This window comes from Plantactinospora sp. WMMB782, assembly GCF_049179135.1.
Lineage (GTDB): Bacteria > Actinomycetota > Actinomycetes > Mycobacteriales > Micromonosporaceae > Plantactinospora.
The window spans coordinates 7,291,247-7,315,257 of record NZ_JBMHMC010000007.1; the positions used below are offsets into that span (position 1 = coordinate 7,291,247).

A 24,011-nucleotide genomic window follows, 5' to 3' on the forward strand; every position below is an offset into this window, starting at 1 on the left:
GGTTACGGCCCAGGTCGCCACCACCCCAAGCCGTAACCTTGGGAGTCACGACATGCCGCACCCGCCCATCGTCGACCCGCGATTCCCGAGCCGCCTTCGCCAGCTTCGTACCGCTCACGGCTGGTCTCTGCGGGAGCTGGCCCGCCGCGCCTACGACGGCAAGAGTCAACTGCAGCCAGTTGAAGCAGCGTTCCAGGACGTTGCGCCGCCGGTTAATCCCCTGGGACGGCCCATCTGCGGAGGAGCCAGACCGCGGCAAAGAAGTCCCGGTGTCAACAGTCCAGGAGGTGGATCTCGTCCTCGACCACATCAACGCTCAGGCCGCAGCCGAGAACCTGCCCTACGCGGTGCAGATCCATCAACCCGGCCAGCATGGCGCCATCATGATCGGGATAGGGCACCCCGAACGGTCCTTCGTCGACTGGCTCGACCGCAGCCAGCTCCACGGCAGCGGCAACCGCTACGCCACCGACCTCGACCTGCCCCCAGCGTCCGAGGCGATCGCGTTCGACTTCTACGGTGACTGGACCGGGATGCCGCCCGAACGCATCCGGATTTCTGCGGAACACGCCCGGAAGGCCGCCCACGGGTACCTCCGTAGTGGCCAGCAGCCATCGCTCGCCTGGGTCGCCGGCTGACAGTCAGAGCCGCACGGCAAATCCCTTTTCATGCGCGGGCTCGCACGTCGTCCGGCAGGTCACAGCGTCCACCTTGCGGCTGTGGCAAGAGGCATCGCCGAATACGTCGAGCTCCGGTCCCCGTGTTGCCGGAACAGTCGCCAACTTGGGTCGACCACGGCCCGTAGCACGGCCCGGGCCGAGCGGCACGGCCAGGAGCGGCGGCTGGCTCGGGCAGGACGTCACCGCTTGCGGCGGCGTGCCTTCCGCAGCGCCGCTTCGGCGTCTCGTCGTCGACGGATCGCGGCCTCATCGCGCGGTACGACCACAGCCGCGCCGACGGCGCGTGGGCGTCGACCTCTGACGTCGCGGACTCGGCGGGCACCGTCAGCGCGCCACTGCTGCAGTACCGCAGGCACGCTCTGCCGGGTGCGGAACCACGACATCGCCGCCGCGGTGGAGGCATCGTTCGAGTCCTCCCACTCGGCCATCATCTCGGGATTGTCGAGGAAGTTCGCCGCGAGCTGGAAGTAGAGGTCGCCTTCGGCGTCCGCGAACTTCTTCATGGCCTGGACTCGGCGGATCTGCGGGCAGAACACCGCTCCGATGAACCACGCGGCACCGGCCATGACCGGGCCCGAATCCTCGCCCTTCGGCGTCGGTGCACACAGGAGGTCAACGACACGCCGCTCGGCGTCGTCCAGCTCGATCCGGGCCTCGTCACGCAGGACGGCTTCGTAGGCGGATCGGGCATCGTCGGCACCGGTCAGACGATGAATACGGCGCAGGTCGGCCATCTCGAACATCAAGATGCTCTCGCCGACCTGCAGCTCGCTGTCGTGACCGAACACCGTCGCGGTGTGGGTGAAGCCGGCAAGCGTAAGCGTTTCGGCACGTCGTTGACCCTTGCGCTGGGCGTCGCCGAGCCGGGCGTGCGGTGAGGAGACGAACGGGCACACCTGCGCCGCGTAGAGCGCGCACACCTCGTGCACCGGCGCTTCGTTGAACGCGAATGTTTCGCCCATCTGCTGCAATTGATCATCGAACGTGACCTGCCAGCGCAACTCGTCGCGAAACGGCAGAGCGCACACTGCGCACAGGTCGTATGTGGCAAGAACAAGCTTGCGTTGCTCGGACAGAGCCCCGTAGTCCTCCTCACCCGGTCCCTGCGGAATCACCGCGATGATCGGATATCCCCGTGAGTCCACGCGTAGGAACGAGCAACGGATGGGGGCGGCGACGTCAGCGGGTCGAGGGCCGCTTCGAAGGTCTCGTGACACACGTTGAATCTACGATGTTGGGCTTGACCCGATTCGACGGACAGGGTCGATAAGTTGATCACGCTACCTTGCCGAGCGGTCTGCCGGTATAGGCGGTGGCCTCGTAGGCAGCGGGGCTGAGGTAGCCGAGGGTGGAGTGCCGGCGTCGGGTGTTGTACCAGCCCTCGATCCAGTCGAAGATCGCCGTGCGGGCTGCGGCTCGGGTTGGCCATGTCCGCCGGTCGAGTAGCTCGGTCTTGATGGTGGCGAAGAACGATTCGGCGACGGCGTTGTCCCAGCACTGCCCCTTGCGTCCGACTGAGAGATGGACGTTGTGCCGCTTCGCGAGGTGGGCGTACTGGCCGCTCGTATATTGACAGCCGCGGTCGCTGTGGAAGATCACCGGCCCGGTCGGGCGTCGTGACGCGATGGCGTTGGACAGGGCTTGGGCGGGTAGGTCGGTGCGGAGATGGTCGGCGGTGGCCCAGCCGACGACCCGGCGGGTAGCCAGGTCGATGACGGTGGCAAGGTACAGCCAGCCCTCCCAGGTGTTGATGTACGTGATGTCGCCGCACCATCGGGTGTCGACGTCGGCAGGGCTGGTGGTGAAGTCCCGGCCGACCAGGTCCGGGCGCGGGATTGCCGCCGGGTCGGGCACGGTGGTGGTGCGCCACCGTTTCGGTGCCCGACCGCACAGACCCGCCGTGCGCATCAGCCGGGCGATCCGTTTGCGGGAGTGTCGCCGGCCCTGCGCGCGGAGTTCGGCGTGCACCCGTGGGGAGCCGTAGGTGCCGGCCGAAGCGTCATGCACGTCAGCGATCCGCTCGGCCAGCTCGGTGTCGACCCGCTGGCGGGGCGACAGGCCGGCGGCGCGGTGCTGGTAGTAGGCGGACCGGGAGACCTTCAACAGCTCACAGGCACGCTTCACGTTGCCCTGCCGCGCCTTCTCCGCCTCGATGAACGGGTAAACGTTCACCGGGTCTCCTTCGCGAAGAAAGCCGTGGCCCGCTTGAGAATGTCCACGTCCTCGCGCAGCCGACGGTTCTCCTGCCGCAACCGCGCCAGCTCTTCGCGCTCCGCGCTGGCCAGCCCGTCGGTACGTGTGCCGGCGTTGAGGTCGGCCTGTTTGACCCAGTCCCGGACCGCCGTCTCGGTCAGGTCGAAGTCCTTCGCGACCTGACCGACCGTACGGTCACCCCGCCGGCACACCTCGACGATCTCCGCCTTGAACTCCGGCGTGAACGCCCGACGCGGCCGGCGAGGCTTCTTCCCCATGCCTTCCATGATGAACATCCTCCCGAGGGCTCACAGCCCCCTGATCTCGGATGTCCGTCAAACCGGGTCAGGCCCAATGTCCCGCGGACGTTGGATCGCATCGTGGGCGCACAACTTGTCAGGGTCGTGTGGTTCGCTGTTCAGCGATGACCACCGTGAGCCCCGGTTGCGCCCACCGACGTGCTCGCCGTCGACGAGATCGGTCCACCGCATGGACCCGAGCGACGTCGTTTGACGCTGCGCCGCCGCCGTACTCACGACGGCCGACTACCCTGGACCGCCGAGTCAGAGACGACCGTTCGATCCACAGACCCTCGTTGTCATCTCTTGACTTGTTCGAGGTCGTTGAGGGCGGCGACGACGACGTTCCAGGCGATGCGGACGGTGTCATCATCTGGCGCGTACCGCTGGTTGAGCTGCTTCTTAGGGTGTACGAGGTTCCGGTGGTTTCGCAGCACGTGAGCGTAGTCAACCACGTCCTGGGCGATCCATTGCTTGTCGGCGGCGAGTTCGATGAGTGACTGTAGATGGTCGGTAGGGCGAGGTCCGTTGGTGTGCTGGGCGAGGGCGACATCGTAGAGAACGCCCTCCAGCAAGCTGCCGAGCATGATGATGGCCGCGGTGCAGGCGCCGGACTGCCAGCAGACGTGGGCTTCGTCGAGTCTGCTCTTGAGCTGTTGGCCGAAGTCTGGGTCGCTGAGGATGTTGGTGAGGCTGGCGGTGAGTTGGATCGGCGCTTGCATGGCGGGGCGCTTCATCGTTGGGGTCTGTGTGATCAGTTCCGGACGGCCGTGGGTGTAGAGGATCTGGTAGCCCTCGACGGCGAGTAGTTCGTTGAGGTCTTGCACCAGTTGGCTACGGGCTTCGTCGTCGTCGAGGTACTCGCGGGGGTCGGCGAGTCGAAGTAGCAGCCGATGCAGCGCCTCGGAGTCACGGCGGCGTTTCTGGAGCGTGTCGAGGACCCAGGCGCGGCGGGGGCCATCGACTTCTCCGGCGCGGCGCCAGCCGGCAGCCTCGAAGAGGGCTGTGATTTGGCGGCCGGTTCGGTAGTAGGGAGTGGTTTCGTCGCCGCAGATGAGGTCCGCTAGGCGATTGAGGACGTTCTCGTCGAGCTCGACGCGGATGTCGCTGCTGCCGTTCGCCGTGCCACTAGTCATAGTGATTCGCCTTCCTCATCCTGAGGGAGCAGTTCAACGGGCTTCCACGTGTCGTCTGCGGGTGGTTGAACGTTGTGCGGGCTGATATCACGTTCGGCGAGCCGGGCGAACAGGGGTGCCAGTTCCTTGTCTGGGTCGAGCTCGAATTCGCTCTCGCGTATTCGGATGACTTCCCAGCCCATGCGGCGTAGTTCCCGATCGCGGCGGGCGTCGGAGATCACGTCGCTCGGCCTCGTGTGCCAGCGGTGGCCGTCGCACTCCACGGCAAGCCTGCCCCCGTTGCCGACTATCACGAGGTCCAGCGCGCGGGTGCCGACCTTGAGCTGGGGTACGACGTGGTAGCCGCGGCGTTTGAGGACTCGGTATACGCGTTGCTCGAACAGGGACTCGAACGGCGGACAAGGCTGATCGGCACTGACAGTCTTCAGGTCGGGTGAGGGCCCGTAGACGGATGGTGGGTTCAGCATGTAGCCGATCAGCGAGGCGCGGAGGTCGTCGGGCTTGTAGTCCCTGGGGGCGACGGAGGTAAACAGCCAGAGTTGATCACGGGCGCGGCTTGCAGCGACGTTGTAATTCTGCGACAGGTGCTCACCAAGTCGTCGTGGGGCGGTCGTAACGACCGTTGAGAGGAAGATGACGTCGCGCTCAGCTCCTTGGAAGTTGGGTGCCGAGCCGACTCTGATCTGTCGGGCGGTACGGGTTTGCGCAGGGATGGCTGCGTTGATCTCGTGGTCTAGGAGTTGGATCTGGCCGTATCCGTGTAGCACGATGATGCCGAAGGTCTTGCCCTTGTACTGCGGGTTGGCAAGGCAGCCCAGTAGCTCTCCGACGATGCGTTTTGCCTCGACGGGGTTACGGATTGCCTGCCCGGTCCGTTCCGGGTACGCGCCGTCCACCGGGACAACACAGAGCGGCTCCAGGTCGCGAGCGTTGCGTTCGCGTAGCGGGATGATTTCGTTCGCACCCCGGTAGAACTGAGCCCTCGACCAGTTGATGATCTCTGGCATGCATCGGAAGTGTTCTCGCAGGCGGACTACTGCGTCTTTGCCGGATCGCGCGGACAGCAAGCCGTATAGGTGCGACTTTGGCGTGAAGTGGTACCTAATCTCGGTGTCGAGGTCGCCGAGGTGCTCGCGGAGGGACTTGAAGTGCATGTCGAAGCTTCTGCCCATTCGGTTGGGCGCTGGGGTGCATTGTTGGTCGTCTCCGACGACGATGATTCTTGGAGCCAGCCACAGCAGGAAGAGGTGTTCCAGCCCTACCTGGCTCGCCTCATCGACGATGATCACGTCGAAGGCGTTACGCTCGACGGGAAGGTTCTCCAGCAGGCTCGGCAGCGGGACGACCCATGCAGGGACGGCGCCCTTGGCCTTGTTCATCGCCGCGCGGGCTGCCTGACGCAGTTCTCGGACCTTGCGTCCGCTGCCTGCCCCGATCTGGTTGCGGAATTCAGCGTAGGTGCGCAGAGCCCTCATATGAGTGTCCGTCATGCGATTGACGCACGCGCGGATAGCCTCGGCTGCCACAAGTTCCGTGGTCACCCGCGTAAGGTTGTCCTCGACCTCGTCGTACTCTTTCCAGATCTGGCGTTCCGTCTCGGCAGTGCGCTGCGTCCGCACGAACTGATCGGCCTTGGACCAAGCCCACGCTGCGGGAAGTCTCTGGAGGCGGGTCTCCCAGTCTGGGTTGTGAAGGCTCTCTTGTAGGACAGCGAGAAGTTGTGGGTGCACGGCACCTAGACGTTCTGTGAGCGTAACGCGCCGCCATTCGGCATACCGTTCGCCTCTGGCCTCGTCGATGGCCTCTAGGCCCTGCCGATATGCCTCGACGGACCGCTTGTCGATGGCGTCAATCAGCAACCCAATCTCCGGGCAGGTGTCATCGCGCGTCCGATGTTGTCGGATCGTCTCGCGCAGTTCACTCACGACGGCCTGAGCGTGCCGCAGCCGTAGGTGCTGGCGGGCGGCCGTAGTGGAGGCGATGACCTCCGCGACATCAGCGACTGTCAGCATCCTGGGTGATGCGCCGGCAGACGCTAGGTGCTCGCCAATGGCGGTGTGGACCTCGGCAAGCAAGCGGACCTCGATGAGTAAGTGGTGGAAGTCCTGTAGCTCGGACAGTGTCGCGATGACTCTGCCCGTCGGAACGGGGACTTGGACGTCGGCCCACAGTCGGACGAGCTGGGCGGTTTCGATGTAGACCGCGAGGTGTTCGAGTGCAGCGTCCAGGAGCGGCAGTGTAATGGGCGGCTGGCCGTCCACCCGCACGTTCTTCATCAGGGGTGCGGCCCGCTGCCGCGCCGCCTGGACGGCGATGAGGTTGCGGCATGTGACGCCGTCAGCGAGGTGCGCGCGCAGTTCCCGCCCCACGGTGAGCATGTGCCGGGCTCGCCCGAGGTCGATCTCGCCCGTGGACGTGATCCGCACTTCGAAGCCGAGCGCGTGCGCCCGAAACTTCTCCTGCAACCGATCTGCCCGACCTGCTACCTCGGTCAGGTGCCGCCACAGCGTCCGGCGCCGGCCGGCAAAGTGATCTTCGGCGGCCCGTGCCACCCACTCAGGCGTCGGTCCTACGCCGTCGTCGAGACCGAGGCGCTCGACGATAGTGGTGAACCGTCGCCCGAGCTTCTCCAGATCGGTCAGCATGCCTTCGCCCGCGTCCGCCAGTCGAGGTGCCAGCGCGTTGGTGTTCGCTCGTACTGCGGCGGCGGCGTCGTACTCGGCGCTGAACGCCTCGGCGAGGTAGGAGGGCGCGGGCAGGTCCGACGGCTCGGGTATCTGCTGCTGCAGGCGGGCGCTACGGGTCGGGCTCGTCATACGCAGCAGGTGCAGCAGTTCGACAGCCTCTGCGGCCGACAGCGGCGGCATGTCGGGCAGGCTCGCTCCGACCGGCGGTATCCAACCGAAATTGCCTACGCCCGCCTTTACCTGGCGCGCGATCTGTCCGAGCGACCCGTGGTAGAAATCCTCGCTGAATCCCGGGACAACTGGGGCATGTGCGATGAACTCGGCCTCGCGCAGCTCCTGGATGCGGTGGTTGAGTAGCGCGGATCGAGATCGCAGTTCGTGACGTTCCTGCCGAAGAATCTCCACCCGATCGCCTAATTGGGTGGTCTCCGTCGACGCCGTCATGTGCGACAGAGCCGCGAGACCCTGGCCTAGTTCGGCGGCGGCGTTCCTACCATCGGTCATCAAGACACACAGATCACGCAACGCCACCGGTACCTTGTCGCGAAGCTCGCCGAGCGCCTGATCCTTCTGGCTCGTGACGAGCACACGCTGACCGCGAGCCAGCAACGCCGACACCAGGTTGGCAATCGTGTGCGTCTTGCCAGTGCCGGGAGGCCCTTGTACCACGACCCCGGTTTCGGACCGGAGTAGCTCGATGACGCGGATCTGCTCGTCGTTCGTCGGCAACGGGAACAACGGATCGCTGCCGAGCACGTCGCCGTGAACGGCCCCCTGGTCACGTAGCCAGCGGTTGCGCTGCCCCGGTTCGGTGTCGACCACCAACTGCGCGAGCGCGACGGGTACCTGCGCGTCCGGCTGCCGCAGCGCTTCACGAATGTATTGGTAAGCCTCCGCGAGCAGCACCCGGCTGCGTCGGCGTACCAGCAACGCCGGTGACAAGCTGACCAGCGGCCCCGCCGGTAACTGGTCGCCGGGCCCCCTAGCGGAGGTGTCTACCTGCACCGGGGCATCCAGGCACTCCCCGAGCAGATCGGAGATCGGGGGCAGGAGGTCCAGCATCGGCGTGTCACCGTCGACGATCTCATGCCGCTTATGCCGGCCACGATCCCGCCGGAACAGCTCGAACTCACCGAGGATTTCTCGATCCTCAACCCGGCGTCGTCCTGCGGCAATCGACACCGAAACCTCTGCCGTCGCCTGGTCCAACCGGGCGACCATGCCCTCCGCTACCAGATGGCGACGAATTCGGCTGCCATCGGGAGCGATCCAGCGCAGTAGGCCGACGCAGAGAACGAACTCGTACTCATCGTCCTGCTGTTCCATGATCTTGGCCGCACGCTCAAGCGCTTCATACAACGCACGAATGGCACGTAGCCGCAGCGCTTCGTCGCGCCAGGACCTCCACTCCTCGGCCCAGTGGCCGAACACGCGCACTACTTTCGTAGGCGGCTCAGGACCGGGGTCCGCATCGTCACTTGTTGTAGCGGAACGCAGCAGACGTGGCGCAGGACCGTCAACCCCCCGTGCCGCCTCGGTGTCGACCCAGCCGTGCAGTACCTCCGGCGGAGGCGGCTCCAAGCTTGGCCGGGGCGGACGCAACCGAAGGATCACCTCATCCTGCGAACCAGCCGCTAGCTGAACCCCCTCCGGCAGCGCGTCGAGCCAGATGATCGGATCAGGCGCGTCCGGGTCCTCCAGGATGTCGATAACGGGATCTCGCTCGACCGCAGCCGTAACCTCCGCTAGAAACTCGATCAGCCTCGTCGTCTTCTGCAGCGCATCCTGACTACGATCCACGCCCCTTGGACCCCCTGCTTCACCGGGAAGGCAACGCAACAGACTGCGCCGAGCCCGGCCAAGAACACAAGGGCTTCGCTGTGATCACAACATGAGTGAGTAGTACCTTCGTCATTGATCATCGCGGACCGGAGACCGACCAGGTCCGCAAGCTCGGTCCCAAGTCGAAGCACAATGGCGGTAGACAGCGAAGCAGGCCCTCTTCCCACGCAATCGATCTTTGGACTACCGCAGCGGGACCCGTTGGCCTAGGCAAGGGCGCGCCGCTCCGGCGGTAGATGCTGGACAGCCGGACCAGCCGAGAGCCGAGCTGACCCGGCACGTACGGCGGGCGCCACTTTGCCCATCCGCTGGTGCGGCCCGAGGCCACCAAACCGTCGGAAGCGACACGTCGGAGCGACCGTTCAGCCGCCGGCGTGCTGCCGCGTGGCGGCGGGCTGAGATGACACGCAGGCGTTTGCCACCGTCGGCGTACGCGATGCCTGTCACAAGCTGGACGTTGTACCTGCGTGACAGCAACTTTCCTGGCCCACGGTGAGCGGCTCATCGGTCCGCTCGTACCCACCGCACAACCCGAACGGCCACGGCTCCACCCGACAGCACTACCCCAGCTCCCCCGCCGACGCAATCCACTACTGCCGTGCCGGGCAGAGACGTCCGAGTGGTTGATAGGCATGGCACGCCCGGACATCGCCGGACGGATCGCTCAAAACCGCCTGCTCCAGGCACTGCAATGGCGCCCGGACGACAGCATCTCGATCGACACACAGGGCGGGATGATCGTCATCCGCCGCGCTGACGACGGACCCCACATGGTGGGCAGCCGCAGAGAGCTGCCACTACCCGCCGCAGCCCGCGCCATGTTGCCGGATCGAACCCGGCCAGCAGGTGCTACTCGCCGCTCACACCGCCAGAACCTGCTCGTAGTGCATCCCATCACCATCCTCACCCAACTGCTTACCGACCTGCACACCCCGCTGACAGGAGACCAGCACTATGCCCGCTGACCCGGCCACCCTCGCCGCAGCGCGGCACGTCTTGGCCCAACTCGGCGTGACCCTCGCCGACCTCCAAACCACCGACCCCGCCCCAAGACCGCCCACCATCGCCGAATACCTGCCCCGTGTCACCGCCGCAGCCGGTCCAGGGGCCCGACACACCTACGGCACCTACTGGGACCGGATGGCCACCACCTGGCCCGACCGACCCCTCGACACCATCACCGCCAGCGACATCGAAGCCCTCAAACAACAAATGATCCAGACCGCCCGGACACGCTCCAACAGCCGCAACGGCCGACACGCCGGCGAACACCTCATCGCCGCCGCCCGCGCCTTCTACACCCGCGCCATCGCCGACAACCTCATCCCCGCCACCGCCAGCCCCGCCCACCGCATCGCCAAACCACGCCGCCTACCCAGCACCCGCCGCGCCCTCACCGAACACGAGCTGGAATAGGTCAACACCGTTGCCCGGCGCACCGGCCACGACGTCACCCTCGACGCCCTCCTTCTACGTCTGCACACCGAAACCGCCTGCCGGCGTGGCGGCGCACTCGCCTTGCGCCTGATCGACCTCGACACCACCAACGCTCTCGTCCGTCTGACCGAGAAGGCGGCCACCGTCCGCTGGCAACCCATCACGCCCGACCTCGCCGAACACCTTCACGAACACGCCCACACCCGCGGCGCCGTCCTACCCACCGACCGGCTACTGCGCTACCGCAATCACCAACCCATCACCAGCCGCCGCTACGACCAACTCTGGAGGCGCATCCGCGACCAACTTCCTTGGGCCGCCCAACACGGCATCTCCACCCACTGGCTCCGCCACACCACCCTCACCTGGGTCGAACGCCACTACGGCTAGGGCACCGCCCGCACCTACGCCGGCCACACCGACAGCAAACACCACCTACATCAAAGCCGGCATCCATACCATCGCCACCGCCCTCGCCGCCATGACCGGCCAACCACACCCACTCGCCACCACACCCACCCCATAACATCACCAACCACACGGCCGAAGGATTCGACGGCAGCAACGGCGAGCACCGACCACAAAGGAACGACTCGCCGCCTGTGAAACAATTCACCATGTGGCTGTGGCACGAGGCATCGCTGTCTACGTCGAACTCCCGGCGCCGGTGTCGCCGGAAACAATCGCCAACCCGAGGTCGACCACGGCCCATAACAAACTGTAGTATCAGCGCATGCGCACTCAAAGTGCGCACCGATGTGGATTGCGGGGGTTCAACTCCCCCCTCGGACACGTTAACCCTCACGGGTGATCTTCACGGTCGGTGAAGCGCGCCGATGGGGGTTTCTGCCGCTCGACGCTGATACGGGATCCCGGGCGCTCGGTGCGTTGCCGCCAAGGTGCTGACCTCGGTGATGGTCAGCGTTCCGCCGATGGCGCAGGTGACGTGGACATTGTGTTCGAGTAGCGCGACGGTGACGGCGTGGGGATCGCTGGCCGGGATGCCGAGCCACTGGGCAACTTGCTTGATCGCTCTGGCTTCGTGGATGTAGACGTTGCGCGGCTGCGACCTCTCACTTGCCGTTGCAGTGCGATGGCCGTGGCGGCAGCGGTAGGCGGCGTGCTTGTTGACCCAGTGCGCGTCGAGGATCCGGCCGCACTCCTGGCAGCGAATCACTCCGGAGAGCAGGTAGCGTCCGCTTGCGCCGTCAGCCGGTGCAGGTCGGGCGTTGGCCTGTTGAGCGGCGACGAAGTCGTGCTCGCTGACCAGCGGCGGATGCGCTACGTCCCGGGAGATGACCCACTGCTGCATCAGGTTCCAGCGCCGTATCTCCGCTTGACCGAGAAGATCATCGGTGGCGTCGAGCGGGCCCCAGTCGGTGTGCTGCCGGTTCCAAACCTGCCGACCAGTGTAGCGAGGGTTGGCCAAAATCGACGCCACCGTACGCAGGGTCCAACCCGCGCCGCTGCGATGCGGGTTGCGGCCAGGATCAACGCTGGACGGGCACGGGGCGTGCCGGTCGTTGAGGTCGCGGGCGATCCCGGCGACGCTGCGCCCAGCGAGGCGCTGGGCGAACATCCACTGCACATACGGCGCGGTACATGGGTCGGGTTCCAGACGGTGGGCCACGCGTCCCCACTTGGCGTGGGCCGGGTTCGGATGCGGTCCTGCCGCGACGAGACGGTACCCGTACGGCGGCCGGCCGCCGAGATGACGGCCTTGCTCGACCACCTGGGCGCGCATGGCGGCCTTCGCCCGAAACCGGGAGCGCTGGACCTCCCGCCTGGAGTGCACGCCGAGCAGGGCCAGTAGTGACAGGTGAAGCTCGTTGCTGGCGTCGACCGGGCCGTTGAGCTCGGGCAGCCACAGCTGCACGCCGTACAGTTTGAACAGCGGCGCGAGGTCGCAGAACTGGTTGCCGTAGAAGGCCCGCTCGAACTCGCCCACGACCACCGCGTCGAACCCCCGGCCGGGGTCGGTCAAGGCTGCCAGCAACCGCGCGGCTTGCGGGCGACGTGGCCAGGGCACCTGCCGGGAAAAACGACGTCGAAGAAGTCGGCCACGATCACGCCCCGCCCGTCGATCACCTCCTCGGCGAAGTCGCGCTGCCACCGCGCCGACGACAGCCGATCCTGGAACTCTCGGGTCGACATCCGCCCGTAGAAGGCGAACCGGATACCCACGGGATCTGGTGCCGGCAGACGCCGTGTCCGCAGGCGGCCTCGCCGGTCCGGCTGCCGGAGCCACCAGCCGAGCAGGTCAGGGCCATCTAGCTCCGGCGCGTACCGCATCAGAACCCTCCCCATGTCGAGGCCTCGCCAACAGCCGCAGCCGTCGACATAGATAGACAACGATGCATCCCTCCGCAGGACTCGGCCACTCGCACGATTGTCGGCCTGACCTCGCCCGCTCAGAGGGGATTCCCATGCATTTAGGGCGACGCGAGGTACCTCCGGCGCGGCACCAGCCGCTACTACGCCGTCAGAGCTCCGCGTAGCTCCGTTTCAGGATGTCGACGCGCTCATCGCTGGTGAGCCCGTCGGCTCGCTGGTACCGCCATCAAAGTCGGCTGCTTCCCCGAGTCCCGCACCACGGTCTCGGTCAGGTCGAAGTCCTTCGCGACCTGACCGACCGTCCGGCCCTGCGGTCGCCAGCCAGACACGCCGGTCATCGCTGCGCGTCGGCGCCCGGTCACGCCACTTGTAGAACCATGACTCGGACACTGCCAGGGCACGGCAGGCCACCACGTGCGGCACGGAATGCTCGATCCTCTGGGAAGCGATGAAGGCGGCCACGCTCACCGGCCCGTCGCTTCCCTGACCCACAGGACCACGGATCGCTTGAGGACATCACGCTCCATCGCCAACTCGGCGTTCTCCCACCACAACCGGGCCAGTTCCACCCGCTCATCCTCGGCCAGCTGCCCGGCAGCGGCCTCACCGCGAGTCTCGCGGTCCCTCTTCACCCAGTTGGCCAGGGTCCCGCTGTTGATCCCCAGATCGCGGGCGACCTGAGCGATCAACTTGCCCGCTCGCGCACGATGCGCACCGCGCCCGCCCGGAACTCCGGATCGAACTGGCGTCTCGTCTCAGCCATGAACCTCTATCCCTCAAGCTCTGGCCCCACGCTACGAGGGGAAGGGCAGATGCTGTGGTCCTTGATATGTATGATGCGGGGCGGATAACTGATGGGCGGCATCTCGTGCCCGTGCGCCACGCTGGCGCGATGCTCGCCGAAGCCCGAGGCCGCCACGGATCCGTTGATCATCCGTACGAGGTTCTACGGCACGTCCGCAGCCGCACGACGCTTGGGGCATGACCGTCCACCCCCGGCCAGTGGGCTGTGGGTTGCAATCGGTGTCGACGCGGGACGGATAAGGCACTTCCCGCTGGTAGAGGTCGCGCGGGACAGCATATCTGTTCCAATGTGGCCGCTAATCGGCCACCGAGCTGCGGCTGCGACTCCATCCGGACAGAATCACCTTCTTAGGGCCGTTCCGCCGCGGTCGGTCCATGTCCGCAACACGCCGACCTGGACAGACTACTCACGGTGAATGACGTTGACTCGTCAGTAGTCCTTGTGCGACCGTATGACCTGACGTGAATCCGACTCAACGGCTCTACGGCTCCTACGGGCGGCTACCGTCCACCCATCGATCTGCCTTGTCCGGCGGCTACATGATCGCGCGGGAGTGCGTCGTCATGATCAATCAAGCAGATTTTCGTTGGTTCGTTATTTACTGGCGGGCCGCGATCAGGACCGAAGGCTGCGTGCGGGAAGTCGACTCTCCCCCACCTCCGCCTATGCCACGTCTACAACTGGCTGTCGCTCCCGCTTCATCGTTTATGTCCATGAACGGCGTGAATTAGTTACCAGAATAGGTCCCGGCGCACTTCGGAGATACGTCGGTGAGCTGGCAGCCGCCGCCTTCGATCACTTAGCGGGAGGTCACGTGGACGGTAATGAGCTAGCGCTCCGCGTCGGCTACGCCGGATACAAGATCCTCCAGGAGTGGACCACGGACCACGAGATGGCGAAGTCCCGGCTTATCGCCCTGCAGCAGGACCTCGCCGACATTGACCTTGAAACGATCACCTGGCGCCCCGTAGACCTGCTCGACATCTGCGCCGGATACAGCGAATGGGCCAGCACCTACGACAGGGCGAGCAATCCGTTCGTGGAGTTGGCCTATGGAGAGGTCTTCGCCGTGGGCAGCACGTGGCTTCCGCGGTCGGATGAACGCGTGGTACTCGACGCTGGCGTCGGGACCGGGCAGGGGCAACAGACGTGGGCATGGGGCGGCACCATGGTCGCCCTCGACCTCAACCTCGGCATGTTGGACATCTTCCGGGCCAAGAACCCCCGGGTGCAGATCGTGCAGGGCGATATGACCGCGATGCCGCTGGCCGACCACAGCTTCCACCTGATCCGCTGCGGGTTCGTCCTGTCGCACCTCGCCGATGTTGGCGCGGCCTTTGCCGAGTTTGCCCGCGTTGTCGAGAAGAACGGCCGAATTGAGGTTGTCGACGTTCATCCCCACGCGGTGCTGACCGGAGCGAACGGAATCTACAGGCGGGCCACGGGAAGCATCGGCTGCGTTCCGGTACATCGCCACCTCGTGAGCACGTATCTGCATGCCGCTTCAGCCAACCGCCTTCACCTGAGTCGTGTCGAGGAGATCTGCTGGCCGGCCAACGTCGCGACCAGTCCTGGCCTCATCGCCACGGAGACGAAGGGCATCGCTCGGCCGATCATTCAAGCCGGCGAGCCCGCCCTCCTCCGCCTGACCCTCGCTCCCCAGCAGCCAGACCACGGAAGGAGCGCTAAGGAATGAAGGTGGCCGCAGCCGAGCCGGCGCCGCGTTCGATCCTTGCCCTCAAGCCCGGCCACGACGGAGCCGTCGCGTTGGTCGAGGACGGCAGGCTGGTCTTCTCCCGCGAAGCCGAGAAAGACTCCAACAAGCGGAACGGCCCGCTCACGATTGAGGACACCCTGGCCGCTATGGAGCAGACGGACCGCGTGCCGGACGTCATAGCGGTGAGCGGCTGGCACCGGGAACTGGACGGACTGCTGCTACCGACGGGCGCCGGATACCACGGGCTCGACGAGGGACGATGGCGCGAGACGCGGTACCTGGGGCAGCCTGTGCGGCATTACTCGGGCACGCATGAGCGGTCGCACATCTATTCCGGCGTGGCGATGTCTTCGTTCGAGCCCGAATCGCCGCTGGCGTTGCTGGTGTGGGAGGGAATTATCGGCGCGTTTTACGAGTGGCATGGCGCGCGGCGCCCCATTCGGCGGTTCCCCGTGCTAACCGAGCCCGGCGCGCGTTATGCGGCGCTTTTCTGCATCGCCGACACCGACTTCCCGGCGACTGCGCCGTGGCCGGATCGGTCCGCCGCCGGAAAGCTGATGGCCGTCGCTGGCCTAGCGGATTTGCAGCCACCCAGCGACGAGTCGCAGCGGCTCGTTGAGTCACTTATCTCAGCCGAGAGCATGTACCCGGATTTCAAGTGGCGCAACCGCACCACCCCCCTGTACAACAGCGGAATTCCGTCCATGGAGCTGGCCAGGGCCGCACGATACCTTTCAAATCGGCTGTTCGACGGGTTCCTCGGCGCCGCGAAGCAGGTTTTCGCAAACCGCGACCGGCCACTCGTGGTGGCCGGCGGGTGCGGCTTGAACTGCGAATGGAATAGCCTTTGGCGTGAGTCGGGACTATTCACTGACGTGTTCGTGCCACCGTGTGCGAACGACTCGGGCTCCGCCATCGGAACGGCCATGGACGCGTACGCCGCGCTGGGTGGGCCGTGCCGGTTGGAATGGGCCGTAGATGCGGGGCCGCCCTTCGACATGAATGAGGAGCCCGACACGGCGGAGTGGCAGGAGCTCCCATACGAACCGCAATCCGTTGGCAGGCGTCTTGCGTCGGGCGACATCGTGGCCTGGGCCTGGGGCCGGGCCGAGATCGGCCCGCGGGCGCTTGGCAGGCGGTCGCTGCTGGCCCGTGCCACCGACCCCGCCAGCCGCGATGCCCTCAATGCAATCAAGCGCCGGGATGCTTACCGGCCAGTCGCTCCGGCGTGCCTAGCGGAGGATCTACACACGTGGTTCGACGCAGAATTCGATGACCCGTTCATGCTTTATGTTCGAAGCGTGCGGCATCCGGACCGGCTCCCAGCAGTAACGCACACCGACGGCACTGCCCGCGTGCAGTCCGTCGATACAAGGTGCGCGGAGTTCCGGGAGCTGCTGCTGGCCGTTAGGGGTGCCACCGGCGTCGGCGTGGTCTGCAACACGTCGCTCAACTTCCCTGGACAAGGGTTTATCAATTCAATGTCCGACCTGACACAGTTCTGCCGCTCGCGCGGGATACCACACATGGTGGTCGACGGGCGTTGGTTCCGACGTCTACACTGAGGCGGCACGGCTTGTTTGGGCACGCGGAGCATAGTCATGCCGCCGAAATCGTCGGCGCGGAGCGGTCGATCACGTCGCTGGCTGAGTTGGCTTCGATCGTCCGAGCGGCTTCCTCGGCTCTGGGAAGGTCGCCTAACCCGCATGCCATCTGGGCCAATGCAGCCCAACTGCTGGAGGGGAATGCCAAGGCGTATGTGGGAAGCGAAGAGCAGCTTATCGCTGGAATTCAGCCCTCCCACCACGGACCGGAGGCCTGGAGCCCTGCGTTCATCGACTCCATTGTCCAGACGCTCCGGCGGGCCCGGGACCTGCGGGCGCTCGCCGCGTGCATCTCAGACAGCCCATGCCCTGCGGCCTTCATATGCGGCTCCATGAGCTACGGGCCGTTCTACCGAGTACGCACGAAGACCGATGGCTCCGCGTCCGACGTCGATTTGCTGCTGGTGACGCGAAGCATGAGCGACGTAACGCGCATCCTGCTTGACATCTCGTCTCTGTACTTTCTGTCGCCCACCGACCTGGAGCAGGCCATCGACGCGGCGACAATGGCGGCTAAGTACGCCGAGGTACCTGACTACGAATTCCACACCAAGGTGCGCTGCTGGCGCACGGTAGCCGACGCGGCGATAGAGCACACGCCGGGCATCGCCCCCGCTTATGCGCTGAGCTTGCACTTCGTCACGCCAATCGGGCTGCGCTCCGCCACTAGAATCGGTTCGGCTCCCTTCGTGTCCATCCGCTGCGGCGTGCCCGACGGCTTCCGGACGGGCGGACACACGATGAACATCGCCGTGTCGTTCACAGGAAGTCCGTTGGTCAACAGCCGGCAGATCTCGCCGTGGCGACTAGGGCTGTATCGAGAGGAACACCAGCCCTTGGCTGTTGTCGGCGATAGCCTGTACATCGGACGGTTTGCCTCGCGGCTTAGCCCGTGTACCGACATACTTTGGACCGACCGCGCGGTCGAGGACGTACTGAACCGGTTTCAACGTCGGATCAGCGAACGCTTGCAGGCAGAGCGGTCGCTTCCTATCCGGCAACCGCGGTTCGTCTGGCTGGCGCATCCTAGGAGCCGACGCTTCGCGCCGCATGTCGTGCGTCGGCTGAGGTCGCTCGATGCTATTGAGCTTCAGCGATCAGCCTTCGCAGCTCCGCGATAACTGTCTGCCTGGACTGCCGGATCCCACCGCCGCGGTTGCAGGCCTCGGCGAAATCGTCATCGAACCAACGGACTGCCATACTAACCGAACCCTGGTCGATGCTGAGCGTCGCATCCGGATAAAGCTGGTTGTCGCCGGACGACCCCTTCCAGCTGTCGATCACCGACTGGTCCGCCGCGATCCATTGATTCCGCTCGCTGGGGCAGGCGAGCTCGGCGAACTCGAACCGGTCGCCGAGCCGTTCCGCAGTGTCGAGGAACGACCGCACGCGCCGCAGAGTCTGTCTCCGGACATAGCCCTTCGCAGTCACGTAGTCCACCGATGCGGGGCTGCCGATCAGCCGGATCGTGAAGCCCGCCTCCGTCGCCAGCCGCACGCACAACTCGTGCAGTTCATACTCCTCTAGGTCGCGCTGGGTGGAGCCGAAGATCGGGTCATCCGGGTCAGGCGCCGGATTCCCAAACGGGCCCAGCATCGCACGGATTCGGATGATCTTGTTGGGCCCCCGATACCCGAATAGAGCCGTCGTAGCCCGCCGGATAAGGGCCGACCTAGTCGATCTGTCCCTGGCGATGGTGGCCGTCTGCTCGACGCAGGCGTCGAGGAATGGGGCCAGCGGTGACGGGTCGTTGAGCGACGATGGAATGATGATCGGCGTGAAGCCCGCATGGCGGAGGTAGTCCAGTGCAACCCGGCTGGCTCGGTCCTCCGCTATCGCATACCAGTGCGGCCGGCCGGACCTCGCGGTCAGGTCGCGCACCTGGTGGAACAACAGCTTGACGAAGACGTCGCTGAGGCTGAACCCGAGCATCAGCACCGACCGGCTGGCGAGAAGCACACGGACCAGTTGAAAAAGCAGCGAGTCTTTGGCATACCTGGCCAGGTACTGGTCTTCAGTGAAGACGATGGATGACTTGTCCTGGATCGAGCCGTGCAGCTTGATGACGTTCCGGGCACGGGTTTCGTTCCAACTGCCGATGTGCTCGTCCCGAAACAGCGTCCGCACCGGCACCGCAAGGGGGACCGCCGCCAGCGCCTCCTCCAGTAAGTTATCCCAGTTCGTGGTGACGAACGAGTTGATCGGAAGCTGGGCCAGAGCCTCGTGATAGTAGTTCGGCTTGAAGCCGGTCGCGAACGCCTCGTCCAAAAGGTCGTGGAGCGGGCGGTTGGTCGCGAGGTAGGCGGTGTACATCGCTGGCGCTTGTAGATGGTCCAGGTCACCCTCCGCGATGTCCTCGCCGATAACGTCGGAGATCCGGCGCCGCACGTCATCGACTATCTCCGACCAAAGCGGCATGCCCGACGGTCTGGACACTCCGGCACCCAGGAACGGCACACACTCCCGCAACCGTAACGTGCGGATCAGTTCGTCCGGTATGCGTGGCCCACTCGTCGATTGGTCGGCGCCGCTTGTCACCATCGCTCCCCTAACGATCCAGCGATACAACCCGGGGACGGCACATCACCGTCAGCCCTCTGCGCTTCGCGCGTCGCCAACCCTAGCCACGTATCGCCGCCGGCACCATCAGGTGAATGCTGGGAGAGCTACGCCAGCCGCAGCATATATCCGTAATCCTCGGGCCTCGCTGCAGCCCTTCGGTCGGTGGAACGCAGCGGATTCGGTGTCGACCTGGGGAGTATTCCGTTGGGCAGAACGTTGATCCTTCCCGAAGAGGACCTCGTTACGCAGAGCGGAGGAAGTCGATTGCTGCTCAGCATCGGCAGTCGACGTGAGCAGAGCTGAAGTTTACGCAGCAGTTGGTGGAGCGGGCCAGGGCCGAGGGGGTGTCTCGGGTCGGGTCGGCCCACCTCCCCGGCATCCGAGGGGGTGATCTTCGATCAGCAGCTGTCTTCGCCACAGGCTGGTTGCCGGCGCGTGGCCACCTGAAGTCCGGAGCCAGACCACATCGTGGGTCAACCTCTGCCCGCTATCTCTATCGTAACTGGACCTATCTTCGTCGGATTTCGGACACGTTAACCCCCACCAAACCGTTCATGTTTCAGAGCGGTTTGGGTGGGGGTCGTTTCTTCTGGCGTGGAATTCGTGCCGGCGACGGCTGCTGGTCGAGGGCGATGGTGTCGGCGTCGCAGGTGACGGTGACCTGGTTCACCCGCAGGTATGCGGCGGTAGCTCGCGCGTCGTCGCGTGCTTCCGTCGTGCGATCGTCGAGTTGCCGTGCGATGCGGGCGAGGAGCGTGTCTTCGCGTAGGTACAGCGGTTTCGGCCGGCCGGGTAGGGGCGGGCTGGCGCTGGTGTGGCCATGTCGGCACCGGTATCCGGGCCGTCCGTGTACCCAGTGCGCGTCGGCCCGTCGGCCGCAGGCTCGGCAGATGACCAGCCCGGTCAGCAGGTACCGGCGCGGCTGGCCGTCCTCCGGCGTGCCGACCGCGTTCACCGTTTGGGCCTTGACGAAGTCCGTCTCGCTGACCAGCGGCGGGTGCACCAACCGAGCGGACAGCACCCACTGGTCTCGGGGAGCCCACCGCCGTACCGAGCCTCGACCGGTGCGCCGGTCCCCCGACTCGGTCTCCTGATGGTCGGTGTACTGCCGGTTCCACACCTGCCGGCCGGTGTAGCGAGGGTTGGCGAGGATTTCCGCGACCGTCCGTAATGTCCAGCCTTTTGCTGTCCGGTGCGGGTTGCGGCTGCGGTCGTACTCCGATGGTGACGGAACTCCCAGGTGATTGAGGGTGCGGGCGATGCCGGCGGCACTGGTTCCGGCAATCCGTTGGGCGAAGATCCAATGCACTTGTGGTGCGGTGACCGGGTCGGGGTCGAGTCGGTGTAGTCGGCGTCCCCAGCGGGCGTGCGCGGTGTTGGGGTGGGGTCCGGCGTCGACCAGGCGGTAGCCGTAGGGCGGTCGCCCGCCGAGGTGCCGTCCCTGGTCGCGGGCTTGGGCGCGCATGGCCATCGTGGTGCGGAACCGGGCTCGGAGGACTTCCCGTCTCGATTGATGTCCAAGCAGGATGACCAGGGCCCGGTGAGTAGGGTCGCTCAGGTCGACGGGGCCGCAGGTCTCGGGAAGCCACAATTGGACCCCGTGAGCGGCCAGTACGGCGGCGACGCCGACGAGTTGGTCGCCGTGGAAGGCGCGCTCGTACTCGCCGACGATCACCGCGTCGAACCCCCGGCACTGCTCGGTGGCGGCGGCCAGCAGTGCGGCGGCTTGCGGGCGGGCATGCCACGGCAGACACCGGGAGCAGCCAATGTCGAAGTACTCGCTGACGATCTCACCGAGGTCGGCCACGGTCCGGTTCGCCGAGTCGAGTTGCCAGGCCCTTGACGAGACGGCGTCCTGGTACTCCGCAGTGGAAATCCGTCCGTAGAACGCGAATCGCAGGAGGCCCACAGCAGGTGATGGCCGGTGCCCTCGGACTCTGGGCTGGGCTTGCGTGGAGTGCAGCCACCCGGCCAGGAGATCGGGCTGGTTGACGCTCAACGTACCGCCCATGGAGATCACCTCGCTGCGATACCCCACCCTGTCCAACGAACCAGGAAGGTAGCGATGACGTGGCCGGACAACCAAACCGGGAACACATCAACCGCTCCACGAAGGGAGACCTCAGCAACATTGAGGTTGACCACGCCCCCTTGGGGCCGGGACGTCTCGACTGCCCACCAGAGCAAGGACGAGGAGTTGTCAACCGGTCACATAACGTTGACCATAGACGGAGGCGCCTGACTCGGGAGCAAAACCGGCAGGAACGGACTCATGGTCACGTACATGCCCATCCTCAAAGGCCGGGAAGGCGAGTTCAGGGCGCTCGCGCGCCTGTCCGCCGCTTCGGTGCGGCACGTATTGCCGATCCTTGAGGTGGTCCCGACCGCGAACGGCCCGACCAAGAATGCCTACCGATTCGGCAAGCAGGTATGCGAGTCGGTGCCTGCCGATCTGACGATCGCGGTTGATGTTCGGCATCTCGCCGATCCAACCGAGGGCGTGCGTCGGCCAATGCGCGACATCGCCGACGACCTCGCGGCCTGGGGAATCCCGATGCTGCCAGTCCTCCACCTGTACGACACCGCAGCACGGCTGGCCGACGTCCGACACGCGGCAGACCTCCATAGTGGCCACGCCGTTCTCCGGCTGGGCAGCGACACCCGCGACCCGGACGACGAGGAAGCCGAGGAGGCATTGGATCGCCTTCGTAACCAGATCGGCCTGACCATCGAGCATTGCCACCTGGTCCTTGACGTGTTCGAGGTGCGATCCGAGCGCGACCTGACCAGAGTCGAACCGGTCGTCCGCAAATGCGTGTCCTGGGCTCAGCGCTACCCTTGGCGTTCGATCACGGTCGCCGCCGGCGCCATGCCGCAGAGCATCTCGCTCCTCCCGGTCCACACGCCCACACCCCTACGGCGCTGGGACTTGCAGCTGTGGCAGCGCGTGCAGGACCTCGGCGTCCAGTACGCGGACTACGGCATCACCCATCCAGGAACGGCCGGAGCGGCCTGGCGACCTATGCCCAGCCTGCGCTACACCGACGACGAGCTGTGGTGGATCTACCGTTGGCCCCAAGACACGATCGACAGGCACGCGATGTACGACCTATGCAAGGCACTGGTGGCCTCCGACCACTGGCCTCCACAAGGACGAGACTTTTCCTGGGGAGATCGCCAAATTGCCGCGCGGGCGGACGGCGTCGGCGGGCCCGGCAACGCCGCCAATTGGCGCGCCTGGACCACCTCGCACCACCTCGCGCAGGTCATAAGAGGGTGGTTCGGGAGCCTATGTCCGATGTGGGTTTGACCGTTCGTTAGAGGTCCTGGTGGTGGGGGTTACGCGGAGGTCGTCGGCGGGGCGAGGACGAACAGGCCGGCCTCGGGTTCGGTGAGGATTTGGCGGGCGACGAGCCGCTTGAGTTTGGCGCGTAGTCCTTCGGTGTCCTTCGCGGCGGTGCCGGTGCCGAGGGCGTGGCAGATGTCCTTGGCGCGCATCGGCGCGGTGGCGGCGTGGAACACGGCGAGGATCTGCTGGTAGGCGGGGCTGGCGACGGTCGGGTCGGTAGGTGCCGCCGCGTCGAGTGGGCCGCCGAGGCTCAGGAGCGTCTTGCGGGTGATGGCGAGTTCGGTCACCTCGGTCTCGGCTGCGGTGAGCTGCTCGGTCAGGGAGGCGATCTGGGCGCGGAGCCGCTCGACGACGAGGCCGGCGGCGGTTTCGCGTTCGGTGAGCAGGGTCAGCAGCGTCGGCGGGGTCACCGTTGGTCGCGCCAGGACGTGGTGGTGGTGCCGGTCAACCGGCGGATGAGGTTCGCCGTGGACGCCCACCAGGTACGGGACACCGCGGAGGCTGGTCGGCTTTCGTACTCGCGGACCAGACGGCGGTGCAGCATCAGGGTGCCGTGGGTCTGCTCGACCACCCACCGGCGCTTCACCGCCACGAACCCCGCCGTCGTGTCGGACCGAAGGACCTGCTCGACGTCGATACCCCGGATGGCGCCGTGGATCTGCACGTCGTCTTTGAACCCGGCGTCGACCCACGCCTTGGTCACCGTCGGGGTGTGCGCCACCACGTTGTCCAGCAGGCGCACGCCGATCGCGTTGTCGGTGACCGACGCGGCGGTGACCACCACCGCGATGATCAACCCCAGGGCATCCACCGCCAGGCCCCGCTTGCGGCCCGGGACCTTCTTCGCCGCGTCCTTGCCGGTCGTCGCGGCCGGGACGTGGTTGGCCGCCCGGATCGACTGGGTGTCCAGCACCACCGCGGTCGGATCCTCCGCCCGGCCGGCCTTCTCCCTGGCCTGGCAGCGCAGCAGATCATGGATCATCTGGTCGGTGCCGTCATCCCGCCACAACGCGAAGTAGTAGTAGGTTGCGGATTTCGGCGGCAGGTCGTGCGGCAGATACGCCCACTGGCACCCGGTCCGGTTCTGGTAGAAGATCGCGTTCACGATCTCCCGCAACTCGTAACGGCCCTGATGCCCCGACACCGACGGATGCCGGTCCTTCCACGCCTGCAGGAACGGTCCGACCACCGCCCACTGATCATCGGTCAGGTCACTCGGATACGCCGCACGCTCACCCATGATCAGCCCAACGCGGCCACCACGTCACCGGTTACGACCACGACTCACATTCACACGCCGACCCTAACCCACAATGGACGAAACCTACCGAACCACCCTCTAAGACAACTAGGCGGATCCGGATAT

Annotated in this window: 20 protein-coding genes; 8 read left to right on the forward strand and 12 right to left on the reverse strand. The window is 65.8% G+C overall.

From position 1 onward, the window contains the following. Positions 1-200: 200 nt before the first annotated feature. Positions 201-638, forward strand: a complete 438-nt coding sequence (locus ACN28A_RS34595) for an Imm1 family immunity protein (protein WP_421404813.1) — start codon at positions 201-203, stop codon at positions 636-638. Between the two features lie 221 nt (positions 639-859). Here ACN28A_RS34595 and ACN28A_RS34600 read toward each other — a convergent pair whose 3' ends face one another. From ACN28A_RS34600 to ACN28A_RS34620, 5 genes are all read right to left on the reverse strand, one after another. Next, positions 860-1,795, reverse strand: a complete 936-nt coding sequence (locus ACN28A_RS34600; protein ID WP_421402706.1) for a hypothetical protein — start codon at positions 1,793-1,795, stop codon at positions 860-862. Positions 1,796-1,955: 160 nt separating this feature from the next. Further along, complete coding sequence (locus tag ACN28A_RS34605; RefSeq protein WP_421402422.1) at positions 1,956-2,852, reverse strand: IS3 family transposase; 897 nt, start codon at positions 2,850-2,852, stop codon at positions 1,956-1,958. Next, the gene (locus tag ACN28A_RS34610) at positions 2,849-3,151 is read right to left on the reverse strand and encodes a transposase (protein ID WP_421402424.1); all 303 of its coding nucleotides are present in this window, start codon (positions 3,149-3,151) and stop codon (positions 2,849-2,851) included. The genes ACN28A_RS34605 and ACN28A_RS34610 overlap by 4 nt, the downstream gene beginning before the upstream one ends. 320 nt (positions 3,152-3,471) lie before the next feature. Next, positions 3,472-4,308 carry a DUF4145 domain-containing protein gene (locus ACN28A_RS34615; protein WP_421402708.1) on the reverse strand — a complete coding sequence of 279 codons (837 nt, stop codon included), beginning with the start codon at positions 4,306-4,308 and terminating at the stop codon, positions 3,472-3,474. Beyond that, on the reverse strand, positions 4,305-8,795 hold the full coding sequence (locus tag ACN28A_RS34620) for an AAA domain-containing protein (protein WP_421402710.1): 4,491 nt from the start codon (positions 8,793-8,795) through the stop codon (positions 4,305-4,307). The genes ACN28A_RS34615 and ACN28A_RS34620 overlap by 4 nt, the downstream gene beginning before the upstream one ends. A gap of 674 nt (positions 8,796-9,469) precedes the next feature. Between ACN28A_RS34620 and ACN28A_RS34625 the strand changes: the two genes are divergently transcribed. Genes ACN28A_RS34625 through ACN28A_RS34635 form a run of 3 tightly spaced genes read left to right on the forward strand, consistent with a single transcriptional unit; the run spans position 9,470 to position 10,664 of the window. Beyond that, positions 9,470-9,802 carry a hypothetical protein gene (locus ACN28A_RS34625; protein WP_421402712.1) on the forward strand — a complete coding sequence of 111 codons (333 nt, stop codon included), beginning with the start codon at positions 9,470-9,472 and terminating at the stop codon, positions 9,800-9,802. Next, entirely contained in the window at positions 9,792-10,253 is a 462-nt protein-coding gene (locus ACN28A_RS34630; RefSeq protein WP_421402714.1) for an integrase, read from the forward strand. The genes ACN28A_RS34625 and ACN28A_RS34630 overlap by 11 nt, the downstream gene beginning before the upstream one ends. A 60-nt stretch (positions 10,254-10,313) precedes the next feature. Then, positions 10,314-10,664, forward strand: a complete 351-nt coding sequence (locus ACN28A_RS34635) for a tyrosine-type recombinase/integrase (protein WP_421404816.1) — start codon at positions 10,314-10,316, stop codon at positions 10,662-10,664. 424 nt (positions 10,665-11,088) lie between these two features. On the opposite strand, the gene ACN28A_RS34640 is transcribed toward ACN28A_RS34635, so the two are convergent. From ACN28A_RS34640 to ACN28A_RS34650, 3 genes are all read right to left on the reverse strand, one after another. Continuing rightward, complete coding sequence (locus ACN28A_RS34640; protein WP_421402716.1) at positions 11,089-12,222, reverse strand: recombinase family protein; 1,134 nt, start codon at positions 12,220-12,222, stop codon at positions 11,089-11,091. A 32-nt stretch (positions 12,223-12,254) separates the two neighbouring features. Then, the gene (locus tag ACN28A_RS34645; protein ID WP_421402718.1) at positions 12,255-12,566 is read right to left on the reverse strand and encodes a hypothetical protein; all 312 of its coding nucleotides are present in this window, start codon (positions 12,564-12,566) and stop codon (positions 12,255-12,257) included. A gap of 506 nt (positions 12,567-13,072) precedes the next feature. Further along, positions 13,073-13,297, reverse strand: coding sequence for a transposase (locus ACN28A_RS34650; protein WP_421402720.1), 225 nt, complete (start codon positions 13,295-13,297; stop codon positions 13,073-13,075). A gap of 930 nt (positions 13,298-14,227) precedes the next feature. On the opposite strand from ACN28A_RS34650, the gene ACN28A_RS34655 reads away from it, so the two are divergent. The 3 genes from ACN28A_RS34655 to ACN28A_RS34665 are packed head-to-tail and all read left to right on the forward strand — an operon-like array spanning position 14,228 to position 17,855. Further along, a complete protein-coding gene (locus tag ACN28A_RS34655) occupies positions 14,228-15,109 on the forward strand; it encodes a class I SAM-dependent methyltransferase (RefSeq protein ID WP_421402722.1) in 882 nt (293 codons plus the stop codon). Further along, positions 15,106-16,695, forward strand: coding sequence for a carbamoyltransferase C-terminal domain-containing protein (locus ACN28A_RS34660; RefSeq protein WP_421402724.1), 1,590 nt, complete (start codon positions 15,106-15,108; stop codon positions 16,693-16,695). The genes ACN28A_RS34655 and ACN28A_RS34660 overlap by 4 nt, the downstream gene beginning before the upstream one ends. An 11-nt stretch (positions 16,696-16,706) precedes the next feature. Further along, positions 16,707-17,855, forward strand: coding sequence for a hypothetical protein (locus tag ACN28A_RS34665; protein WP_421402726.1), 1,149 nt, complete (start codon positions 16,707-16,709; stop codon positions 17,853-17,855). Here the strand turns inward: ACN28A_RS34665 and ACN28A_RS34670 are convergent. Then, entirely contained in the window at positions 17,815-19,122 is a 1,308-nt protein-coding gene (locus tag ACN28A_RS34670; RefSeq protein WP_421402728.1) for an SIR2 family NAD-dependent protein deacylase, read from the reverse strand. The two genes, ACN28A_RS34665 and ACN28A_RS34670, sit on opposite strands and share 41 nt — an antisense overlap. 733 nt (positions 19,123-19,855) lie before the next feature. Further along, on the reverse strand, positions 19,856-21,205 hold the full coding sequence (locus tag ACN28A_RS34675) for a recombinase family protein (RefSeq protein ID WP_421402730.1): 1,350 nt from the start codon (positions 21,203-21,205) through the stop codon (positions 19,856-19,858). A 363-nt stretch (positions 21,206-21,568) separates the two neighbouring features. Between ACN28A_RS34675 and ACN28A_RS34680 the strand changes: the two genes are divergently transcribed. Further along, positions 21,569-22,606 (forward strand): beta family protein, encoded by a 1,038-nt coding sequence (locus ACN28A_RS34680; RefSeq protein WP_421402732.1) that lies wholly within the window; start codon positions 21,569-21,571, stop codon positions 22,604-22,606. 29 nt (positions 22,607-22,635) lie between these two features. Here the strand turns inward: ACN28A_RS34680 and ACN28A_RS34685 are convergent, their stop codons facing one another. Beyond that, positions 22,636-23,055: a hypothetical protein gene (locus ACN28A_RS34685; RefSeq protein ID WP_421402455.1), complete on the reverse strand. Its 420-nt coding sequence runs from the start codon at positions 23,053-23,055 to the stop codon at positions 22,636-22,638. Further along, positions 23,052-23,885, reverse strand: a complete 834-nt coding sequence (locus ACN28A_RS34690) for an IS5 family transposase (RefSeq protein WP_421402453.1) — start codon at positions 23,883-23,885, stop codon at positions 23,052-23,054. Before ACN28A_RS34690 ends, ACN28A_RS34685 begins: the two co-directional genes overlap by 4 nt. Between the last annotated feature and the right edge of the window lie 126 nt (positions 23,886-24,011).

Bases quoted from the DNA above. Each gene is read 5' to 3' on its own strand.
- ACN28A_RS34625 (WP_421402712.1), top strand. From the start codon at position 9,470: ATGGCACGCCCGGACATCGCCGGACGGATCGCTCAAAACCGCCTGCTC.
- ACN28A_RS34610 (WP_421402424.1), bottom strand. From the start codon at position 3,151: ATGGGGAAGAAGCCTCGCCGGCCGCGTCGGGCGTTCACGCCGGAGTTC.
- ACN28A_RS34680 (WP_421402732.1), top strand. From the start codon at position 21,569: ATGGTCACGTACATGCCCATCCTCAAAGGCCGGGAAGGCGAGTTCAGG.
- ACN28A_RS34615 (WP_421402708.1), bottom strand. From the start codon at position 4,308: ATGACTAGTGGCACGGCGAACGGCAGCAGCGACATCCGCGTCGAGCTC.
- ACN28A_RS34645 (WP_421402718.1), bottom strand. From the start codon at position 12,566: ATGCGGTACGCGCCGGAGCTAGATGGCCCTGACCTGCTCGGCTGGTGG.
- ACN28A_RS34690 (WP_421402453.1), bottom strand. From the start codon at position 23,885: ATGGGTGAGCGTGCGGCGTATCCGAGTGACCTGACCGATGATCAGTGG.
- ACN28A_RS34660 (WP_421402724.1), top strand. From the start codon at position 15,106: ATGAAGGTGGCCGCAGCCGAGCCGGCGCCGCGTTCGATCCTTGCCCTC.
- ACN28A_RS34630 (WP_421402714.1), top strand. From the start codon at position 9,792: ATGCCCGCTGACCCGGCCACCCTCGCCGCAGCGCGGCACGTCTTGGCC.